The sequence below is a fragment of the Kitasatospora sp. NPDC004615 genome, assembly GCF_042873545.1.
Taxonomy (GTDB): domain Bacteria; phylum Actinomycetota; class Actinomycetes; order Streptomycetales; family Streptomycetaceae; genus Kitasatospora.
Window position 1 is genome coordinate 661138 of sequence record NZ_JBIALQ010000002.1, and the last position, 20098, is coordinate 681235.

Consider the following 20098-nt stretch of genomic DNA (forward strand, 5'->3'; position numbering starts at 1 on the left):
GACGGGTACTCCTCGAAGCGGTGGCGCGGTCAGCGCAGGGTGGCGAGCGGGGCGGCGGAGGTGTCGTGCACGCGAAGGAGCAGCAGGCCGACGGCGACGGTGCCGTCCAGCGCGCCAAGGTTGACGGTGTCGTCGATGGCCCGGTCGGGGAACCAGGTGCCGTGCACGCGGTGCCGGGTGATCAGTTCGCGGGCCATCAGGGCGGCGGCTTCCCGGCCGTCGTAGAACGGGCCGGGCAGCAGCGCCTCGGCGCCTTCCGGAAGGGTGTGGATCAGGCCGGCCTCGGCGGCGGTGAGCGCCTCGGTGGCGGCGGACAGCAGGGCCCGGCCGGAGAGCGCGGCCAGTTCGGGGCCGGTGACGGGCGGGGCGAGCGCGGCCAGGTCGGCGCCGTCCACGGCGTCCGCGCCGAGCGAGACGGCGGTGTCCAGGCAGGCCAGGCGGCCGGCCCGGGTGCCGGTGGCGAAGCGGTGCTCGCGCAGCCGGGCCCGGACGGCCTCGGGGTCGGCGAGCAGCGCGGGGGCCTCGGCGACGGTGCGGGCGAGTGCGGCGGCGATCGAGTCGGTGCCGCCGGGGACCAGCTCACGGAAGTCGAACGCCGGTGCCTCGTCGTCGAGTTGGCCGGTCGCCCGGGTGGCCAGGGCGCGGATCGCCCGGTCGGTGTCGGGGTGGCCGCTGCCGGCGGCGCGGCGCAGCCGGAGCAGGTTGAGCAGCAGGCCGGCGGTGCCGAGCGAGGCGTCGGCGGGCGCGGCCGTCCGCGGGCGGCCGGGCCGGTCGGAGACGGACTCGGCGACGCCGAGCGCGCCGGGGACCAGGGCCTGCGCGGCAGCCAGGAACTCGCCTTCGCCGAGCAGCAGTCCGCCGCGGGCCAGCCCGTGGATGATCGCGCCGGGTCCGGCGAAGCCGCCGGGGACGGGCGCGCCGGACGCCAGCCGGGGGTCGGAGGCGAAGACGAAGGCCCGCGGATCCTCGATGTCGATCACCGCGGCGGCCTCGGACAGCAGGCCGTGCGCGGCCCGGTGGAAGCGCGGTTCGCCGGTGGCGGACCAGAGTTCGGCGAACAGCAGGGCGATGCCGAGGGTGCCGGACACCAGGTCGGGGCCGAGTGCCTCGATCTGCCGCAGGCCGGTACCCGGGTACCAGCTCTGGCCGAGCCAGCCGGTGGACCGCCGGTCGGCGAGGATCCGGTCGCCGAGCGCGGTGGCCTGCGCCAGCAGTTCGCCCGGGGTGGGCGGTTCGGCGGCGCGGGCCTGTCCGGCCGATCTTGCCGGATCAGCGTGCGGCGTCGGGCGGGTGGGCCTGGCGGGGGTCTGTTCGGTGCCGGCCCGGGCGGGGGTCTGTTCGGTGCCGGCCCGGGCGGGGGTCTGTTCGGTGCCGGCCCGGGCGGGGGTCTGTTCGGTGCCGGCCCGGGCGGCGTCCACGCAGCCGGACAGGATGGCGACGTGCGCGTCCAGGTCGAAGCCGTCGAGTTCGGCGATCCGCTGCTGGAGGCGCTTCCAGCCGGTGGACCGGAAGTGTCCGGGGATCTCCCGGCCGTCGGCGGTGAACACCGAGGAGGAGGTGGTCAGCGAGCGGAAGAACGGGATGTCGAAGGAACGGAAGGAGTCGAGTTCGGCGAGCACCACCTCCAGCAGGTCGCCGCGGGCGGCCTTCCCGGCCCGGGCGGCGACGGCCCCGCGCAGCGCGCCGGCGATCACGGTCTCCCGGGTCGCGCCGTCGTCCAGCGCGAGCGGGCTGGTGGAGGCCCGGAGGATCTTGTACCCGTCCCAGGTGTGCCGCCAGATGTAGCGCACCCAGACCCCCCGGAAGCCGCTCAACGGACCCTCGGGGTCGGCGAGTTCGCCGCGCAGGCGGTGCAGGACGGTGTGCATCTCGCGGTAGCCGTCGACCACCTGGTCGGTGTACTGCCACGGGTCGGCGGGCCGCCCGTCGTGCACCGGGCGGTACGGGGGCAGCGGCAGGACGGGCACGCCGGGGGCGCTCTCCTGGCTGCCGACCCGGGACAGGCAGCCGATGTCGACGGCCTCGGTGTGGCCGGGGGGCGTCCAGGACAGGAAGGCCATCGAGGTGCGCACCACGGTGGTCTCCAGCTCGTCCAGCAGGCTGTGCTGGGCGGCCGACAGCGCCGGCGGGTCCTGCACCCGCGGGTACAGCAGGCACTCCAGGTCGACCAGGACCGGGTGCTCGCCGTCGGCGAGCAGGTTGTCCGCCCACAGGTCGCGGCCCTCCAGCAGCTGGACCAGGCGGATCGTCATGCCGAGCCGGCGGTAGAACCGGGCGAAGCCCTCCCGGTCGGCGCACGGGCGGGCCGGGACCAGCTGCTCCCAGCCGTAGTCGCCGGAGCAGTCGGTGCTCAGCGAGGCTCCGTGGCCGTCGTCGCCGCGGTCCGAGCGGAGCACCACGGTGCGCAGCGGAAGGTCCAGCGACAGTTCGGAGTTGAGGCGCTCGACCAGGCCGAGGAAGGCGGTGGCGTGCCGCATGTCCTTGGGCTTGTAGACCACGCCGGCGCCGTGCTCGAAGTGCAGCAGCGCCACCGAGCGGCCCTGGGCGTGCCGGTCGCCGGCGTCGCCACGGACGGCGGTCAGGGCGCCCGGGTCGGTGCCGTGCCACATCCTCTCGACGAGTTCCTCGCGGTCGGCGGCGAGCCGGGCGAACAGCTCGGTGTACATCTCCTGCCACTGCCGGCAGACCGTGCCCACCAGGTGGGCGAGGGCGGGCAGCCGCTCCAGGCGGGCCAGCCAGCCGGTGGCGGAGGCGTCGAGGCCGCCCTCGGTGTCCCAGTCGGTGGCGCGCGGACGGCCGGTGGCGAGCTGGAACTCGTGGCAGAACGTCAGGTGGCAGGCTTCGGTGAGCCGCCGGGTCAGGGTCTTCGCCAGGTCGGCGCGGGCCGCGCCGGTGACCGGGACGCCGAGGATGCCGCCGGGGCCGGTGGGCAGCAGGGCGTCGGCGGCGGCGGCAAAACCGGCGGTCAACGCGCCCGGGGCGGTGGCGGGTTGGGCAGGCTGGGCGCGGAGGAAGGCGCCCAGCGCGTGCGCCCAGGAGGGCAGCTTCTCCGGGTCGGCGAGGCGGACCCGGCGCAGGCCCTCGCCGAGCGGGCGGCCGGTCTCGGCGAGGTGTTCCAGCAGCACGCCGGCGGAGCGCCGGTCGCCGGCCGCGCGGCTCAGCCAGGTCTCGACGGCGGCGGCGCGGCTGCGGCGGTCCTCGGCCGGGTCGGGGGTGAACAGCGCCTGCCCGTCGTCGCGGGCGGCGGCGCGTTCGTCGAAGCTCGCGGCGGCGGCGATCACCTCCCTCAACCTGGCGTCGGCGCCGGGGAGTTCGGGCAGCAGGGCGGCAACGGGGGTGTCGGGGCCCGGACTTCCGGCGGTGCGGAGCCAGGTCTGCAGTTCGAGCGACATCTCACATCTCCTGGAAACGGGCGAGGCGGGTGAACAGCGGGTCGGTGCCGAGCAGTTCGCGGTAGGTGCCCTCGGCGGACACCCGGCCCCCGTCCAGCACGTAGATCCGGTCGGCGGTGCGGATGGTGCTCAGTCGGTGGGCGATCACCAGGCGGGTGCGGTCGAGTCCGGCGACGGCGTCGGCGACCCGCTGCTGGGTGGTGTTGTCGAGGGCCGAGGTGGCCTCGTCGAGCAGCAGCACGGCGGGGTCGCGGACCAGGGCGCGGGCCAGCAGCAGGCGCTGCACCTGGCCGCCGGAGAAGCCCTGCGCGTCCTCGCCGACGCGGGTGCCCAGGCCCATCGGCAGGGCCCGCAACTCCTCGGCGATGCCCGCCAGTTCGGCGGCCTGCCAGATCCGGTCCTGGTCGATGTCGGGGTCGGCGCCGGCCAGGTTGTCCAGCAGCGAGCCGCGCAGCATCCGGCCGTGCTGGAGCACGGAGCCGAGCTGCTGGCGCACCAACCGGGCGTCCAGCGTTGCGAGTTCGCGGCCGTCGTAGCGGACCGCCCCGGACTCGGGCTGCTCGAAGCCGAGCAGCAGCCGGATCAGGGTGGACTTGCCCGCCCCGGACGGGCCGACCACGGCGACGAACTCGCCCGGCTCGGCCCGCAGCGACACCCCGTCGAGGGCCGGCGCGGCATGGCCCGGGTAGCGGAACGTGACGTCGTCCAGGGCGAGTTGCCCCTTCAGGCGGCCCGGGTCGGCGAGCCGGCCGGACCGGTCGGCGGCCGCGCCGGCCGGCTCGGCGAGGATCGGCCGCAGCCGCTCCAGCACCGGGGCGATGCCGTACGCGCTGGTCGCCGCGTGGGTGACCTGGCCGAGCGCCAGCGCGACCTGGCCGATCGCCACACCCGACGCCATCAGGTGCCCGGCCGTGGCGCCCGGGCCGAACGTCGCTCCCGCCAGCAGCACGGCCAGCAGCAGCGGCTGCAGGGCGGTGGTCAGCGCGCCGGCCACCGCGTCGGAGCGCATCGCGGCGGCGTCGGCGCGCTTCTGCCCGGCGAACGGGGCCGCCCAGCGAGCAAACGCCTGGATCTCACGGCCCGCGGTCTGGATCTTGTCGATGCCCAACAGCAGCCCGTACAGCACCCCTTGGAGCTGCCCGTGGGCCGCGAACACCTGCGCCTCGTGCTCCTGGCGGTGACGGCCGAGCAGCAGCAGCCCGGCCGTCACCGCCAGCACGGCGAGCAGCAGCAGCCCGCCGAGCCGCCAGTCCACCAGCAGCAGCACCGTCAGGCCGGTGACGGCGAACACCGCGCCCAGCACGGCGCCCACCAGCCCCTCCGAGAGCACCTGCCGGGCCTGCGCCACCGCGTTCGCCCGGTGCACCAGATCACCCGTGGTGAAGTCGCGGAAGAACCGCGCGTCCTGGGCCAGCAGCCGGTCCCAGACGGCGGGTTCGAGCGCGTTCTGCACCCGGCTGGTGAGCCGGACGGCCGCGGTGTTGCGGACCAGCGTGAGCAGCCAGGACGCCACCACCGCGGAGCCCAGCAGCACGGCCAGCCAGCGCACCGGGTGCCGATCGGCCAGCAGCAGGCCGGGCAGCAGCACTCCGGTGGACAGCGGGACGAGCAGGCCGAGCAGCGCCGACACCAGCCCCGCCACGCCCAGCACCGCCACGTCCCGGCGGGCACCGGGCACGGCGAGCACGAAGCGCAGCAGGACTGCCGGGGTCGGGCGCCCCGGTGGCAGCGGCGGGTACAGCAGCAGCGCCTGGCGGCTCAACTCCGGACGCTTCTTGGGGCGTTCGGAGGCCGGGTCGAGGCGGCGGTGCCGTCCGGCCCGGGGAATCAGGGCGATCGGCCGGCCGTCCTCGGCGGCGAACGCCACCATCGGACCGGCCGTGCCGCGTTCGTCCCCGCCGTCCAGCGTGACGGGACGCCAGCGCACCCCGGCCCGGCGCAGCAGCGCGGTGACCGGATCGGCGGCGTCCCGCACGGCGGCGGGGATCTCCTCGGGAACGTCCACCCCCAGCGCCCGCAGCACGTCCCGCGCCTGGTCCGCGCGGTGGCGCGGCGCGAACGGCGAACTCTCGCCGCGGCGCGGGACGGTGTGCGGACGGGTGGTGGCGGCGGTTCCCAGTGCGGCCAACGCGTCCGCGAGTGCGGTCCGGTTGGCGGCCGCGGTGGCGTCGGCCCGGGTCGCCGGGTCGCGCTCGGTGTCCGCCGCGGCGGTCTGTGTCCCGCCCCGGGGGGCGGCGGTGGCGGTGCTCATGCCTGCTCCTCCGTTCGGGCGGGGCGGTTCTCGGTGGTGTCGGTGGCGGTGGTCTCGGCGATCTCGGCGGTGTCGTCCGCTTCGGCCTCGCGCAGCAACTCCCGGTACGGGCCGTCCTGTTCGGCGAGTTCTGCGGGCGGCCCCTGCTGGACGATGCGGCCCCCGGCGAGCACCACGACGCGGTCGGCGGCCTGGATGGTGCTGATCCGGTGGGCCAGCAGCAGGCAGCTGACGCCGCGCCGGCGCAGGTGCTCGTTGACGGCTGCCTCGGTGTGCGCGTCGAGTGCGCTGGTCGCCTCGTCGAGCACCAGCAGGGCCGGGTCGAGGGCCAACGCGCGGGCCAGTTCCAGGCGTTGGCGTTCGCCGCCGGACCAGTTGCGGGCGTCCTCGTCGATCGGGGCGTCCAGTCCGCCGCGGCGGCGGACCAGGTCGGCGGCCTCGGCGTCGGCGAGGGCCCGGTGCAGGGCGTCCTCGTCGGCGGCCGGGTCCCAGAGCGTCAGGTTCTCCCGGACGGTGCCTTCGAAGAGCCTCAACTGCTGTTCCACGTAGGTGATCTGGCCGGTGACGATGCCCCGGTGCCAGTCGTCGCGGGGGCGCCCGTCGAGCAGCACCGCGCCCTTCCAGGGGCGCAGTACGCCCGCCGCCAGCCGGGCCAGCGTGGACTTGCCGCTGCCGGAGGCGCCGACCACGGCGACCCACTCGCCGGGGGTGATCCGCAGCGAGATGCCGGAGAGTGCGGGCGGCCGGTTCGGGTCGTAGCCGAACTCCAGGTCGCGCAGCTCGAGTTCGCCGCGCAGCCGGACGGGTTCGGCGGGGCTGTCGAGCACCGGCGCGAGGTACGGGTCGACCTCGCTGGTCGAGATGTCCTCCAGCAGTGCGTTCTGCGCCCTGGCGATGGTGAACTCGGCTCCGGTGCCGACTAGTTGGGAGACCGGCAGGAGGAAGCCGTTGAGCAGCAGCAGGAACGCCAGCAGGGTGCCGAAGGAGAGCGATCCGGCCAGCAGCAGCACCGTGCCGGCGACGAGTGTGACGGCGGCGGCGGCCGAGTTGAGCGCGCCGGGCAGCGAGAGCGGCACCAGGACGGCGTCGGAGACCCGCTGGCCGGTGTGCGCGGCGCGGGCCTGCCAGCCCGCCCAGGAGCGGAACAGCGCGTCCTCGGCACCCTCCGCCTTGACCGTCTCGATCGCCGACACCCCGGCGAACGCCACCCCGTCGCGCTTGTGGTTCTCGCCGTGCAGCCGGTGGATCAGGCCGCCGCGTCGCCGGTCGGCGGAGCGCAGCGCGAGGGTGTCCAGCACCGCGACGGCGACCGGGATCGCGGCGAGTTTCGGGGCCAGCCAGACCAGTGCCGTCAGGTGCACGGCGGCGGAGGCCAGCGAGGACGCGGCGCCGGCGAGCCGGTAGGACAGCAGGTTCGCCAGGCCGTCGTTGAGCTGCACCCGGGTGACCAGTCCGCCGAGCTGCCGCCGGTGGAAGAACGCGCCGGGCAGCCGCAGCATCCGCCACAGGAAGGCGGCGGACGAGCTCGCGGCCATCGCCTCCAGCACCCGGTTGACCATCGCCGAGCGCAGCCAGTTCCCGGCCAGCACCAGCCCCGCGACGGACAGGCCGGCCGCGGTCAGCGGCACCGCCCAGCCGTCCGCGCCGCCGTTGACCACGGCGGCCAGGTAGGTGCGCAGCAGGAACGCGCCACCCACGCCCGGCACCGTCGTCACCATGCCGACCAGCACCGCGACCAGCAGCGGCCAGGCGTACGGCCGCATGCGGGCGGCGAGGGCGCGCAGCAGCGGGAAGCGGCGTCCGCCGGGTTCGAAGTCCGGGCCGGGCTCGAAGCCGACGGCGATACCCGCGAAGGTGGCCCAGAACTCCGCCGGGGTGGCCGAGTAGGAGCCCAGCGACGGGTCGTTGACGTACACCCGGCCGCGCTTGATGCCCTCGAACACCGCGTAGTGCGGGCCGGTCATCAGCACCATCGACGGCACCGGCACCGCGCCGAGCCCCGCCAGCCGGTCGTCCCCGCGCACCACCCGGCGCCCCCGGGTCGTCAGCCCGTAGCGCCCGGCGGCGCGCGCCACCGATGCCGCGCTCACCCCGTCCCGGCTGACCCCGCAGGCGCGCGACGCCTCGTGCAGCGTCACCCGTCGTCCGAACGCGCCCAGCACCACTGCCAGGCAGGCGGGGCCGCAGTCCTGTTCCTCCATCTGCGGGACCACGGGCGTGCGAATGTGCTTGCGTCGCTTGGCGGTTGACGTCCGACCGGGCTTCGGTGCGGGCGCGGGGCCGCTGGTGGTCTCGCGTTCGGCCGCCGCGGGCGGCTCCACGGTCCTGACCGCGGTGGGCTTCATCGGGTGGCCTCCTTCCCGAACACGGCCTGGTACGGGTGGCGGCTGCCGAGGTCGACCCGGACGTCCACGGCCAGCGGGTCGGCCAGCGGGACGTCCTGGGGCAGGCGGGCGTACGCCACCCAGACGGGGGCGGAGCCGGTGGGCAGGCCGGGGACGGCGACGGGCAGGGTGCCGTCGAGGGTGTCGGCGCGGACGGGCAGCGGGTCGATCCGGTCGACGACCGCCTGCACCGCTCCCCCGCCGGGCACCGGTACCAGGACGGGCCGGCCGGGGCTGAGCTTCGCGGCGTCCTTCGGGTTGTCGAACACCAGCCGGACGGTGGCCGGCGCGTCGGCCGGGTCCAGGGCCAGCACCGGCGCTCCGGTCGCGAGTTGGGCGCCGGGCGCGGCGAGCAGGGCGCTGACCGTGCCGGCGACGGGGGCCGTCAGTTCGGTGGTGCCGTCCGGGCCGGCCAGCCGCGCCAGCGCCTGCCCGGCCGTCACCGGCTGGCCCGGGCGGACCAGGAACGCGGCCACGCTGCCGCCGTGCGGCGCGGAGACCCGCACCGGTGCGGTGCCGTGCGCGAGGACGGCGTGCACCGTCATGGCGTTCGGCAGGCTGCCCCACACCGCCCAGCCCGCGCCCGCGCCGACGGCCAGCGCCAGCGCGATGCCGGCCAGCCGGAGCCGCGCGCCGACCAGCCGCACCGGCTGGTCGAGTCCGGGTTCCAGCACGGCGGCGGCCCGCGCGGCGGCGACGGCGGCCTGCGAGCGCTCGGTGGCCGCGGTGTCCTGGGGTTCCGTCACGGTGCTCATGCCGCCACCCCCAGCGCGGGCTCGCGCAGCGGGCATTCGACCGGCAGTTCGCGGATGCCGCCGAAGGCGAACTGTTCGTGGCGGCGGGCGGTGGCGTCGGTCAGCGGGGTGCTCAACTCCCGTGTCAGGTCGGCCTCGGCGAGTCCGCGCAGGACGGCCGCGCCGGCGATCAGGGAGAGCGGGGCGCCGAGGCAGTGGTGCGGTCCGTGGCCGAACGCGAGGTGCTGGCGCTCGGCGCGGTCGGGGTCGAAGCGGTCGGGGTCGGTGAAGCGCCGCGGGTCGCGGTTGGCGGCGGCGTACAGCAGCACGGCGACCCGGCCGGCCGGGATCACGCTGCCGCCGAGGGCGATCTCGCGGGTCAGCGCCCGGGCACTGGCGCGGACGGGGCTGCCGAGGCGCTGAGCCTCGTCGAACACGGCGGCGGCGAAGGCGGGTTCGGTGCGAACGCGCTCCGCCAGGCCGGGGGTGCGGATCAACTCCCAGGCGGCGACGGCCAGTCCGGCGGTGAGTGTCTCCAGGCCGTTGGCCAGCAGCATCACCACGAAGGCGAGCAGTTCCTCGGTGTCGAGCCGGCCCTGGTCGCGGGCGACGGTCAGCCGGGAGATCAGGTCGTCCCCGGGCCTGGCGGCCCGCTCGGCGCACAACTCCTCGACGTAGGCGCGGAATTCGGCGAACTCGGCGTCCAGCTCGGCGGCCCCCGGCCCGGCCCCGAACGGGTCGAGGAAGGAGCGGGTGATCAGCGCGGCCCAGCCGGTGATCCGGTCGTGCTCGGCGTCGGGGATGTCCAGGATGGCGCAGGAGACCGCCACCGGCAGCGGCACGGCGAGGTCGGCGACCAGGTCGAAGGAGCCGGCGTCGATCAGCGGGGCGAGCAGCCGGGCGGCGGTGGTCTCGATCCGCTCGCGGATCTGCTCCAGCCGGCGGTGGCTGAACGCGGCGGTGGCGAGCCGCTTGAGCCGGGTGTGGTCGGCGCCGTCGCGCATCGGCAGCATCCGGTCGATCACCTTGATCAGCGCGGTGTTGCCCGCCCGGGGCAGTCCGACGCTGGTCGGGTCGACGTTGGTGCCGGGGTTCATCAGGACGGCGAGGATCTCCTGGTGCCCGGAGACCACGTACGCCGGGCCGAGGTCCAGGACGGGCGCCTCGGCCAGCAGCCTGCGGTAGAGCGCGGGTGGGTCCTGCTGAGCGGCGGGCTCCTGGATGAACCGCATCAGCTCGTGCCGGAGGCTGTCCATGCCCGGCTCTCCTTCAATCCGACGGTGGGGCAACGGGGTTGGGCCGGGTGGGTGCGGGGGTGGGCCGCCGGGGCGGACCACCCCCGCACAGATCCCGAATTACTCGGACTCGAGCACCACCGAGCTGAAGCAGGACACCGGGCAGGCCATGCACATCAGCGAGGAGGCCGCGCCGCCGCTGACCGTGTCCAGCTCCTCGACCTCGATGTCGAACTGCTCGTCCTTCTCGATCTCGTTCTGCGCCATGGGAATCTCCTTCTGTTTCGCGGCGCCGGCCCGCTTCTCGGGTCGGTCGCCTCGGTTTTCTTTTGCCGCCTTTCGCTTTCCCGGTTTCGCTTTTCTCCGGTTCCGCTCTCGGCGATGTCTCAACTATGGCCGGGCCGCGAAAGCCTGTGCAGTAGGAGATGTCAGATTCCCGGGAGCGTAAATGTCACCGCCCTGGATGACATTTTGCACATACTCCGACCTGCGACGATGCGCTACTTGCAGATAACCGCGCGCACCCGTCACGCTGCAGTCATGACACCTCTTTCCGAGAATTCCCCGGCCGTGGAGGTAGTGGATCTGCGGCGCAGCTACGGCGAATACCAGGCGGTGCGCGGCATTTCCTTCGCCATCGCCCGCGGTGAGCTGTTCGCTCTGCTCGGCACCAACGGCGCGGGCAAGACCACCACCCTGGAGGTGCTGGAGGGCTACCACCCGCCGACCTCCGGGACCGTCCGGGTGTTCGGCCTGGACCCGTTCACGGCGGGCGCCCGGGTGCGCCGGCGGACCGGCACGATGCTCCAGGAGGGCGGGTTCTTCCAGGAGTTGACGGTCAAGGAGACCGTCGACTGCTGGCGCACCTTCACCAGCCGGGCCCGGCCCACCGCCGAGGTACTGGCCCGGGTGGCGCTGGAGCCGAAGGCCGGCACCCGGGTCGGCCAGCTGTCCGGCGGCGAGCGCCGCCGGCTGGACCTGGCGCTGGCGGTACTGAACGACCCCGAGCTGCTGTTCCTGGACGAGCCCACCACCGGCATGGACCCGGAGGCCCGCCGCACCACCTGGCAGCTGGTCGAGGAACTGCGGGCGGCCGGCACCACGGTGGTGCTGACCACCCACTACCTGGAGGAGGCCCAGCAGTTGGCCGACCGGGTGGCCATCATGGACGGCGGCGTGATCGCCGCCGCGGGCACCGTCGACGAGGTGCTGTCCGGCCGCGGCGACCTGATCACCCTGCCGCTGCCGCCCGGCCGCCCGCTCGCCGCGCTCCCCGAACTGCTCGGCTCCGCACCGTCGTTGACGGACGGACGGGCGGTGTACCGGGTGCCCCGCTCGGCGCCCGCACTGGCCGCGCTGCACGCCTGGTCGGCCGCCCAGGGCATCGAGCTCGACGGCCTGGAGGTGCGCTCCAGCTCCCTGGAGGACGTCTTCCTCGCCATGGCCGACCACCACCGCGCCGACCACCACCACCACGCCGGCCAGCACCACGCCGCCCACCACCACGCCGTCGCCGAGGGAGCGTCCCGATGAGCTGGTTCGCGTACGCCAAGGGTCAGTTCGGCCTTTCCTGGAAGGTGTTCTGGCGCAACCGGCGCTCCACCTTCATCGGGTTCCTGCTGCCGGTGCTGCTCAACCTGCTGATCGCGGCGCCGCTGCGCGGCAAGTGGATCGGCGGGGTGAACGCCGCCGGGTACGTGGCGGTCGGGCTGCTCGGGCTGGCGCTGGTCACGTCCTTCGTCAACCTGCTGAGCAGCGTGGTGGCGCGCCGCGAGGAGCTGGTGCTCAAGCGGCTGCGCGGCACCGAGTGCCCGCCGAGTGCCGTCCTCGCCGGGCAGTTGGGCGCGGGCGCGGTGGTGGTGCTGATCCAGGCGCTGGTGCTGGGGGGCGTCGCGGTGGGCTGGTTCGGTGCGCCACTGCCGGCCGATCCGGCGCTGCTGCTGCTCACCCTGCTCGGCGGCTACCTGCTGTTCTCGGTGCTGGCGGTGGCGCTCTCCGGGCTGACCCCGACCACCGAGACGGCGCCGCTGGTGGCCACCCCCGTGCTGGTGCTGTGCATGTTCGGGGCGGGCGTGTTCACCCCGATCTCCGCGCTGCCCGACTGGCTGCACGGCCCGGCGGGCGCGCTGCCGCTGTCGCCGGTGGTCCGCGGGCTGCGCACCGCCTGGTTCGGCCGCGAGTTCGGCGCGGAGAGCTGGTCCGGCGGCCCGCTGCGCGAACTGGACCTGCTGCACGGCTGGACGTCCGCCGCCCCGTCGCTGCTGCTGCTGGCCGCCTGGCTGGCCGCGTCGTTCGCACTCTCCCGCCGCCTGCTGCGCTGGGAGCCCCGCCGCGGCTGACCCCGCCCCTCCCCGACCCGACCGGCCCGACCAACCGACCGACCCGCCCCGCCGCGAACTGCCCGGCCCGCCCCGCCGCGAACTGCCCGCCGCCGTACGGGAGTTCCGGACGCGGCGGGCCGTCGGCATACCCGCGCGACCGCGGGCCGGTGGCCGGTGGCCGGACCACACCTGCCCCCGCCCCGCGCACAAGGGCCCACCCCGGGCCCTGCCCTGCGCCGCCCTGCCCCCGGTGTGCGCCCCCTACCGCGCGCCGCCGGGAAACGGTGGCCGGAGCACCTCCTCAGCCCCGGGCCCCTCGGCAGACAGTGGAGGCGCCGGGAGGCCGGGTCCCCCGCCCGACTCCCGGCGGACCTTCATCATCACGATGCCGAGGAGTGATGGGACGTGTATGCAACGCGGCGGGGATCCCCCCGCCACAGACCTTGGGCACTGTCGGCCGACCACATCATCGGCGGCGAGTCGCTGCGGATCTGGGAGCGCCCCGGCGCCCCCGACGACGCCCCGCACGTGGTGCTGGCGCACGGTTTCGAGGAGAACTGGGACACCTGGCTGCGGCTCGCCGCGCTGATCCCGCCGGGCCTGCGGCTCAGCGCGCTGGACCTGCCCTGGCGGGCCGGTTCCAGCTACGCGTGGACCGAGCACGGCAGTTCCGCGGTCTGGCTGGAGCGGGCGCTGGAGCTGCTGGAGGAGCCGGCCACCGCGCTGGTGGCGCACTCGTTCGGCGCCAGTTCGCTGCTGGAGCTGCTGGCCCGGGACGTCCCGGCGGTGAAGGCGCCGGCGGTGCTGGTCGCGCCGGTCTACCGGCCGCACGACCGCGCGGTGGACCCGGAGTACTTCACCGAGGCGGTGACCCGTTTCCGCCGGGTGCTGACCGAGGGCATGTCGGTGCAGCTGGGCCCGCGGGCGCAGCGGCTGGACGCGGAGCTGCTGGAGCTGATGCAGCGCAGGATCCGGGACCGGGTCGAGCCGCACGGCTTCCTGCAGTTCTACGCGATGCTCGCCCGCATCCCCGGCCTCACGCTGGACCGGATCACCGTGCCGGTGCAGTTGATCAGCGGCACCAAGGACATGTCGGCGCCCCCCGCCGCGGTCCGTGAACTCCGGTCCCGGATCAGTGACCTGACGGTCCATCAGAGCAATCGGCTGAGCCACTTCTGCCAGGTCGAGCAGGCCGAGGAGGTCGCCGCCGAGGTGCTGACCTTCCTGGGCTGTCTCGGCATCGGCTTCGAGGGCGACCGGCTCACCGACCCCACCACCGAACGGATCCGCATCGAGGAGGCGATCAGCGCATGACACTCGCGACCGAGCAGAAGTACGACGTGGTGATCAGCGGCGCCAGCGTCGCCGGCTGTGCGGCGGCGGTGCTGCTGGCCCGGCAGGGCGCCCGGGTGGCGCTGCTGGAACGGCGTTCCGACATGTCGGCGTACAAGGTGCTCTGCACCCACTACCTGCAGCCCAACGCCTTCCCGGTGCTGGAGCGGCTGGGCCTGATCGAGACCCTGAAGTCGGCCGGTGCGATACGCAACGAGGCACGCTGGTGGACCCGTTGGGGCTGGATCCACCCGAGCCCGGGCCCGGACGGCAAGGAGCTGCCGTACGCGTACAACATGCGCCGGCAGACCCTGGACCCGCTGATCCGCAGGGCGGCGGCGGACACCCCGGGCGTGGACCTGCTGCTGGGCCACACCGTGGTCGGCGTGCTGGACGAGGGCGGCCGGACCGCGGGCGTCCGGGTCAGCGACGGCAAGCGGGAGTTCGAGCTGCGGGCCCGGCTGGTGGTCGGCGCGGACGGCAAGGACTCGGCGACCGCGCGGCTGGCCGGGATCCCGGTGAAGACCGTGGAGAACCAGCGGTTCAGCTACTTCGCGCACTTCGAGAACCTGGAGCTGGCCGGCGGCATCACCCAGTGCTGGTTCCTGGAGCCGGACGTGGCGTACGCGATGCCGAACGACGACGGCGTGACGGTCGTCGCGGTGATCCCGGACCGGAAGAAGCTGCCGGAGTTCAAGAAGGACCTGGAGGGCGCCTACCTGGACTTCGTCCGGAACCTGCCGGACGCCCCCGACGTGGACCGGGCCACCCGCATCTCGAAGATCATCGGCACCGTCAACTACCCGCTGCTCAGCCGCCGTCCGGCGTCGCCGGGCCTGGCGCTGATCGGTGACGCGGCGATGGCCAGCGACCCGCTGTGGGGCGTCGGCTGCGGCTGGGCGCTGGAGTCGGCGTCCTGGCTGGCCGACGCGGTCGGCCCGGTGCTGGCCGCCGGCGGCGACGTGGACCGGGCCGTCGCGGCGTACGGCAAGCGGCACCGCAAGCAGCTCGGCGGTCACCGGCACCTGATCTCGGACTACGCGAGCGGCCGGGCGTTCAACCCGTTCGAGCGGCTGATGTTCGCGGGCGCGGCCCGGGACGCGGTGACCGCCCGGCACATGCACCTGTTCGCGTCCCGGCTGATCGGCCCGCTGAAGTTCCTGTCCGTCCCGGCGATGTTCCGCGCCCTGCTGGTCAATCTGCGGCACCTGGGCGAGAAGCCCCCCGCCCCGGCGAGCCGCCGGCCGGACCCGGCCCGGCTCACCCCGACGGCCTGACGGCCCCGCCCCACCCCGAACCCACCGCCACGAACCCGGAAGAGGACACCGCCATGAGCACGCCCACCACCACCCTGACCGACGCCCAGGCCGAGCTGATCCGCGAGATCGTCCTCGACGTCCTGGAGCTGGAGCCCGAGGAACTGACCCTCTCCAGCCACTTCGTGGACGACCACGGCGCCGACTCGCTGCTCGCCATCGAGATCCTCGCCCGGATCGAGCGCGACCTCGGCGTGGCCATCCCGCAGGACGACCTGGTCGAGCTGACCAGCCTGGAGAACGTCTACGTGATCGTCGCCCGTCACCAGGTCGGCGGCGGCGATGCCTGAGCAGACCACCCGCAAGCAGCCCATCCGCGAGCAGACCACCCGCGAGCAGCCCACCCGCAACCGCCCCGACCACCAGCGGGTCGTGGTCACCGGGCTCGGCGCGGTCAGCAGCGCCGGCCTGGGCGTCACCGCCTTCACCGAGTCGGTCCGGGCCGGACGCCGCACCACCTCGGAGATCCGCAGCTTCGACACCACCGGCTTCCCGCACGTCCACGCCGGTGAGGTGCACGACTTCGACCCGAAGCAGTGGCTGCGCCGGATCGACCCCGAAGTCTGGGGCCGCAGCGGCCAGTTCGCCGCCTCGGCGGCCCGGATGGCGGTCGAGGACGCCGGATTGACCGCCGAGCAGCTCGCCGCCGCGCGGGCCGGCTCGGTGATCGGCACCACCAGCGGCGAGTCGGCGGTGATCGAGCAGCTGGTCGGCGAGTGGGTGTCCGGCGAGCTGAAGTCGCTCACCCCGGGCACCGTCGCCGCCGCCCCGGCCCAGCGGATCGCCGCCGCCGTCAACACCGAACTCGGCCTGACCGGCGAGGCGTTGACCCTGGCGACGGCCTGCTCGGCCAGCAACTACGCGCTCGGCTACGCCTTCGACCAGGTCTCCTCGGGCGAGGCCGACTACATGATCGCGGGCGGCGCCGACTCGGTGAACCGCTGGGCGCACGCCGGTTTCTACCGGCTCGGCGCGCTCGCCGAGGAGGTGTCCCGGCCGTTCGACGCGGACCGGGCCGGCATCCTCACCGCCGAGGGCGGCGTCGCGCTGCTGCTGGAGCGCTACGACCACGCGGTGGCCCGCGGCGCCCGGATCTACGCCGAGATGCTCGGCTACAGCGTCAACTGCGACGCCGAGCACATGGTGCACCCGGACCCGACCAGCATCGCCGCCTGCATCCGGGCCGCGCAGCGCAGCGCGGGCGTCACCCCCGAGGAGGTCGACTACGTCTGCGCCCACGGCACCGGCACCCGCACCAACGACTCCACCGAGGTGGCCGCCGTCCGCGAGGTGTTCGGCGACCGGCTGCCGCCGATCAGCTCCCTGAAGTCGATGATCGGCCACACCATGGGCGCGGCCAGCGGCTTCGGCGCGCTGATCTGCTGCATGGCGGTGCACGAGGGCTTCCTGCCGCCGACCGCGAACCTGCGGCAGGTGGACCCGGCCCTCGGCCCCGGCGTCGACCCCGTCCCGAACACCGCCCGGCCGGCCTCACCGCGGATCGTCCAGAACCACGGCTTCGCCTTCGGCGGCAACAACGCCATCACCGTCTTCGGGAGGGTCGCATGACCACGGCAACGGCTGTCGCCGTCGAACCGCTGGCGATCACCGCGGCCGGCGTGGTCACCCCCGCCGGGCTCGGCCTGGACGCGCTCGGCGCGGCCCTGGCGGGCGCCCCGGTGGCGGGCGGCGACCCGGCGGACGTGACCGCCGAGACGCTGCCGCCGCGGCCGGTCCGGGTGGCGCCGGAACTGCCGGTCGCCGAACTCCTCGGCAAGAAGGGCAACCGCCAGCTCGACCGCACCACCAAGCTGGCGCTGATCGCCACCCGGCTCGCCCTGGACGTCGCCGCGGCAGGCACCCCGGAGTCCGGCCCGGTCACCACCGCCCGCAGCGGCGTGGTGCTCGGCACCAGCACCGGTTCGATCCGCAGCTCCAGCGAGTACTCGCGAGAGACGCTCGAACTGGAGAAGCCCTACCTGGTGAACCCGGGCCTGTTCCCGAACACGGTGATGAACTGCGCCGCCGGGCAGGTCGCCATCCGGCACGGCCTGCACGGGGTGAACGCCACCCTGGCCGGCGGGCACCTGTCGGGCCTGCAGGCCGTCAAGTACGCCCGCAACGCGCTGCGCCAGGGCCACGCGGACCGGCTGCTGGTCGGCGGCGTCGAGGAGTTCTGCGCGCAGAGCGCCTGGGGCTGGCACCGCTCCGGGGCCCTCGCCCCGGGGGCCGCGGTCGGCGAGGCGGCGGCCCTGCTGCTGCTCGAACCGGCGGACGCCGCACGGGAGTCCGGCCGCCGGACGCTGGCCGAGGCACTGGCCTGCGAGGTCGGCTTCGGCGGGACGGACGTGGCCTCCGGCGGCCTGTCGGCGGCCCTCGCCCGGGTGGTCGGGTCGGCCCTGGAGCGCAGCGGCGTCGCCCCGGCCGAGGTCGGCGCGCTCTCGCTGGGCGCGAGCGGCCAGAGCGGCCTGGAGCGGATCGAGGAACGGGCCGTGGCCCGCGTCCTCGGCGCCCTGCCGGAGCGGGTGCTGCGGGCCAAGCGGGTGCTGGGCGAGAGCTTCAGCGCCGGCGGCGCGGTGCAGATCGCCGCGGTGCTCGCGGTCTGGGAGCGCGAGCAGGCCCCGGCGGGCAGCGTCGCGCTGGTCACCTCGCTGTCCCCCGACGGCCAGGTCGGCTGCCTGGTGCTGCGGCGCTGACCGTACGGCCCGGGGCCGCCGCCGCCGCACCCCGGCAGGCGACGGCGGCCCCGGGGTGCCGCCGATGACTTCTTCTCCCCAACTCACCGGAACAGGAGGCGAGACCCATGTCCGTCGGACAGCCCACCGTGACCGCCGACCTCGGTACGGCCGAGCTCGTGCGCGACTGCCTGGCCGGCGCGCAGCCGGCCTGGCGGGCGCTGGTCGAGCGGTACTCCGCGCTGGTCTGGAAGATCGCCCGTTCGCACCGCCTGTCCTCGGCGGACTGCGAGGAGGTCTACCAGCTCACCTGGCTGAGGGTGTACCAGCACCTGGCGAACCTGCGCGAACCCCACCGGTTCCCCGACTGGCTGACCACCTGCGCCCGCCGCGAGAGCCTCAAGCAGGTCTCCCGGACCGGCCGCTACCTGCCGATCGGCGACAGCACCGAGTTCGAACGCGGCGCCGCCGCCGCGGACCAGTCCGAAGCGCCGGACCACGCGCTGCTTCGCGACGAACGCCGCACCGAGGTGCTGACCGCGCTGCGCCGGCTCCCGGCCCGCGACCAGGCCCTGCTGACCCTGCTGAGCGCCGACCCGGCGCCGGGGTACGACGAGATCAGCCGGGTGCTGGGCGTGGCCCGGGGCTCGGTCGGCCCGCTGCGCGGCCGGGCGCTGCGCCGCCTCGCCGAGGAGCTGGAGGCCGCCCGCAGGGCGGAACGCCGCTGAGCCGTCAGTCCGCCTCGGCCGGGGCGACCGGCGGGGGCCAGGAGGCCACCAGGTCGACCAGGGCGGCCGGGGGTTCGTCCGCCAGCGCCTCGCGCACCAGGATCGCCAGGATCTCGTCGTCCACGGGAAAACCGCCTCCTCTGCCAGAACGGGCCGGTCACGGCGCGGATCTCCTCCGCACCGTAACCGGCCCTGGTCGTTGTGCACAGTGGTCACGCCAGGGCCCGCAGCAGTGGCAGTACCCGGCTGCGGACCCGGGGGGCCGCTCCCGGGAACGCCACCGCCGCCACGAAGCCGGTCGGAACGTTCAGGTCGAGCAGGTGCCAGCCGTCCTCGCCCTCGGAGCGGGCGCCGGGCCGGCCGGGCCGGGCGCCGAGCCCGACCCGGACGCCGTCGACGCCGTGCGCGATGCCCACGCCGATGCCTTTCAGGTACGCCTCCTTGCGCACCCAGCAGCGCAGGAACGCCGCGGCCCGTTCGTGGGCGGGCAGGGCGGCGAGGTCGTGCTGTTCGAGCGGGTGGAGGTAGCCGGCCAGCCGTTCCTCGGTGCCGGGCCGGACGGGCGCGGTCTCCAGGTCCACCCCGACCGGTCGGCGGGCGAAGGCGTACAGCACGCCGTCCGCCGAGTGCGACATCGAGAAGTGCAGGGTGCCGTCCTCCGCGTAGGGCTTGCCGTGCGCGCCGCCGCAGCGGCCGCAGGCGGCGCGGTGCAGGGCCACCGCGTCGGGTTCGCGGTCCAGGTAGCGGGCCAGCAGGACGCGCAGTCCGGCGTGCGCGGAGACGAACCGGTGCCGGCGTTCGGCCTGTTTGAGCCGGGCGGCGCGGGCCAGTTGCTGCCGGTCGAGCAGGTCGAGCGCCCAGGCCTCGGTGCGGCGCCCGGCGTCCCCGTCCGGCCGGGACGGGACGGCCATCCACCAGACGTCGACGCCGTCCCACTGCTGCGGCTGGGGGCGGGGGTCGGGTCTCACAGCGCGACGCCGCCGTCCACCTGGAACACCTGGCCGGTGATGTACCCGGCGCGTTCGGAGACCAGGAAGGCGGTGAGTTCGGCGACCTCCTGGGCGCTGCCGAAACGCTTCATCGGGACGATGGACAGCGCCTGCGCGCGGGCCCGGTCGGAGAGCGCGTCGGTCATGTCGGTCTCGATGAAGCCGGGCGCCACCACGTTGACCCGGATCCCGTAGCGGGCCATCTCCTTGGCGAAGGTGCGGCTCAGGCCGTGCACGCCGGCCTTGGAGGCGGCGTAGTTGGCCTGGGTGGCGTGGCCGTAGACGCCGGCCACCGAGGAGATGTTGACGACCGTGCCGGTGCGGCGCTTGAGCATGTGGAAGCCCACCGCGCGGCAGAAGTTGAAGGTGCCGGTCAGGTTGGTGTCGATCACCGCGTGCCAGTCGGCCAGCGGCATCATCACCAGGGCGTTGTCCTTGACGATGCCGGCCGAGTTGATCAGGGCGTGGACCGGCCCGAGTTCCTCCTCGGCGCGTTTCACGAAGGTGTCGACGGCCTGGTAGTCGGCGACGTCGAGGGCGGCCGGCAGGCACTGCACGCCGTGCGCGCGGATCAGTTCGGCGGTTTCCTCGGCCTCGGCGGACTCCCGGCGGCCGCAGAACGCGATGTGGTAGCCCTCCGCGGCCAGTTGGAGTGCGACGGCCCGGCCTATGCCGCGGCTGCCACCGGTGACGATCGCGGTCCGGGGTGCCGACTCGGTCATGGGTCTTCTCTCCTTGTTC

16 protein-coding genes are annotated in these 20098 nt (G+C 74.8%); 8 read left to right on the plus strand and 8 right to left on the minus strand.

Annotated elements, in window-relative coordinates:
- Window positions 1–29 precede the first annotated feature (29 nt).
- The 6 genes from ACFYS8_RS09850 to ACFYS8_RS09875 all read right to left on the minus strand — a co-directional run bounded on the left by ACFYS8_RS09850 (window position 30) and on the right by ACFYS8_RS09875 (window position 10263).
- A complete protein-coding gene (locus ACFYS8_RS09850) occupies window positions 30–3392 on the minus strand; it encodes a DUF4135 domain-containing protein (RefSeq protein ID WP_387638267.1) in 3363 nt (1120 codons plus the stop codon).
- Between the two features lies 1 nt (window position 3393).
- Window positions 3394–5643, minus strand: coding sequence for an ATP-binding cassette domain-containing protein (locus ACFYS8_RS09855; RefSeq protein WP_387638270.1), 2250 nt, complete (start codon window positions 5641–5643; stop codon window positions 3394–3396).
- Window positions 5640–7988 (minus strand): ATP-binding cassette domain-containing protein, encoded by a 2349-nt coding sequence (locus ACFYS8_RS09860; protein WP_387638272.1) that lies wholly within the window; start codon window positions 7986–7988, stop codon window positions 5640–5642. The genes ACFYS8_RS09855 and ACFYS8_RS09860 overlap by 4 nt, the downstream gene beginning before the upstream one ends.
- Window positions 7985–8782, minus strand: a complete 798-nt coding sequence (locus tag ACFYS8_RS09865; RefSeq protein WP_387638275.1) for an HlyD family efflux transporter periplasmic adaptor subunit — start codon at window positions 8780–8782, stop codon at window positions 7985–7987. The genes ACFYS8_RS09860 and ACFYS8_RS09865 overlap by 4 nt, the downstream gene beginning before the upstream one ends.
- Window positions 8779–10017: a cytochrome P450 gene (locus tag ACFYS8_RS09870; RefSeq protein ID WP_387638276.1), complete on the minus strand. Its 1239-nt coding sequence runs from the start codon at window positions 10015–10017 to the stop codon at window positions 8779–8781. Before ACFYS8_RS09870 ends, ACFYS8_RS09865 begins: the two co-directional genes overlap by 4 nt.
- Window positions 10018–10116: 99 nt before the next feature.
- On the minus strand, window positions 10117–10263 hold the full coding sequence (locus tag ACFYS8_RS09875) for a hypothetical protein (protein ID WP_387638279.1): 147 nt from the start codon (window positions 10261–10263) through the stop codon (window positions 10117–10119).
- A 273-nt stretch (window positions 10264–10536) separates the two neighbouring features.
- Between ACFYS8_RS09875 and ACFYS8_RS09880 the strand changes: the two genes are divergently transcribed.
- The 8 genes from ACFYS8_RS09880 to ACFYS8_RS09915 all read left to right on the plus strand — a co-directional run bounded on the left by ACFYS8_RS09880 (window position 10537) and on the right by ACFYS8_RS09915 (window position 18368).
- A complete protein-coding gene (locus tag ACFYS8_RS09880; protein WP_387638281.1) occupies window positions 10537–11529 on the plus strand; it encodes an ABC transporter ATP-binding protein in 993 nt (330 codons plus the stop codon).
- Entirely contained in the window at window positions 11526–12335 is an 810-nt protein-coding gene (locus ACFYS8_RS09885; protein WP_387638284.1) for an ABC transporter permease, read from the plus strand. Before ACFYS8_RS09880 ends, ACFYS8_RS09885 begins: the two co-directional genes overlap by 4 nt.
- A 387-nt stretch (window positions 12336–12722) precedes the next feature.
- Window positions 12723–13631: an alpha/beta fold hydrolase gene (locus tag ACFYS8_RS09890; protein WP_387638286.1), complete on the plus strand. Its 909-nt coding sequence runs from the start codon at window positions 12723–12725 to the stop codon at window positions 13629–13631.
- Window positions 13628–14926 (plus strand): FAD-dependent oxidoreductase, encoded by a 1299-nt coding sequence (locus ACFYS8_RS09895; RefSeq protein ID WP_387638288.1) that lies wholly within the window; start codon window positions 13628–13630, stop codon window positions 14924–14926. Before ACFYS8_RS09890 ends, ACFYS8_RS09895 begins: the two co-directional genes overlap by 4 nt.
- 53 nt (window positions 14927–14979) lie before the next feature.
- Window positions 14980–15255, plus strand: coding sequence for an acyl carrier protein (locus ACFYS8_RS09900; RefSeq protein WP_387638291.1), 276 nt, complete (start codon window positions 14980–14982; stop codon window positions 15253–15255).
- Window positions 15248–16534, plus strand: a complete 1287-nt coding sequence (locus ACFYS8_RS09905) for a beta-ketoacyl-[acyl-carrier-protein] synthase family protein (protein WP_387638293.1) — start codon at window positions 15248–15250, stop codon at window positions 16532–16534. Before ACFYS8_RS09900 ends, ACFYS8_RS09905 begins: the two co-directional genes overlap by 8 nt.
- On the plus strand, window positions 16531–17661 hold the full coding sequence (locus ACFYS8_RS09910) for a beta-ketoacyl synthase N-terminal-like domain-containing protein (RefSeq protein WP_387638296.1): 1131 nt from the start codon (window positions 16531–16533) through the stop codon (window positions 17659–17661). The genes ACFYS8_RS09905 and ACFYS8_RS09910 overlap by 4 nt, the downstream gene beginning before the upstream one ends.
- Before the next feature lie 107 nt (window positions 17662–17768).
- Window positions 17769–18368 (plus strand): RNA polymerase sigma factor, encoded by a 600-nt coding sequence (locus ACFYS8_RS09915; RefSeq protein WP_387638299.1) that lies wholly within the window; start codon window positions 17769–17771, stop codon window positions 18366–18368.
- A 212-nt stretch (window positions 18369–18580) separates the two neighbouring features.
- Here the strand turns inward: ACFYS8_RS09915 and ACFYS8_RS09920 are convergent, their stop codons facing one another.
- Window positions 18581–19336, minus strand: coding sequence for a 4'-phosphopantetheinyl transferase family protein (locus ACFYS8_RS09920; protein WP_387638301.1), 756 nt, complete (start codon window positions 19334–19336; stop codon window positions 18581–18583).
- Window positions 19333–20079 (minus strand): 3-oxoacyl-[acyl-carrier-protein] reductase, encoded by a 747-nt coding sequence (fabG, locus tag ACFYS8_RS09925; protein WP_387638303.1) that lies wholly within the window; start codon window positions 20077–20079, stop codon window positions 19333–19335. Before fabG ends, ACFYS8_RS09920 begins: the two co-directional genes overlap by 4 nt.
- Between the last annotated feature and the right edge of the window lie 19 nt (window positions 20080–20098).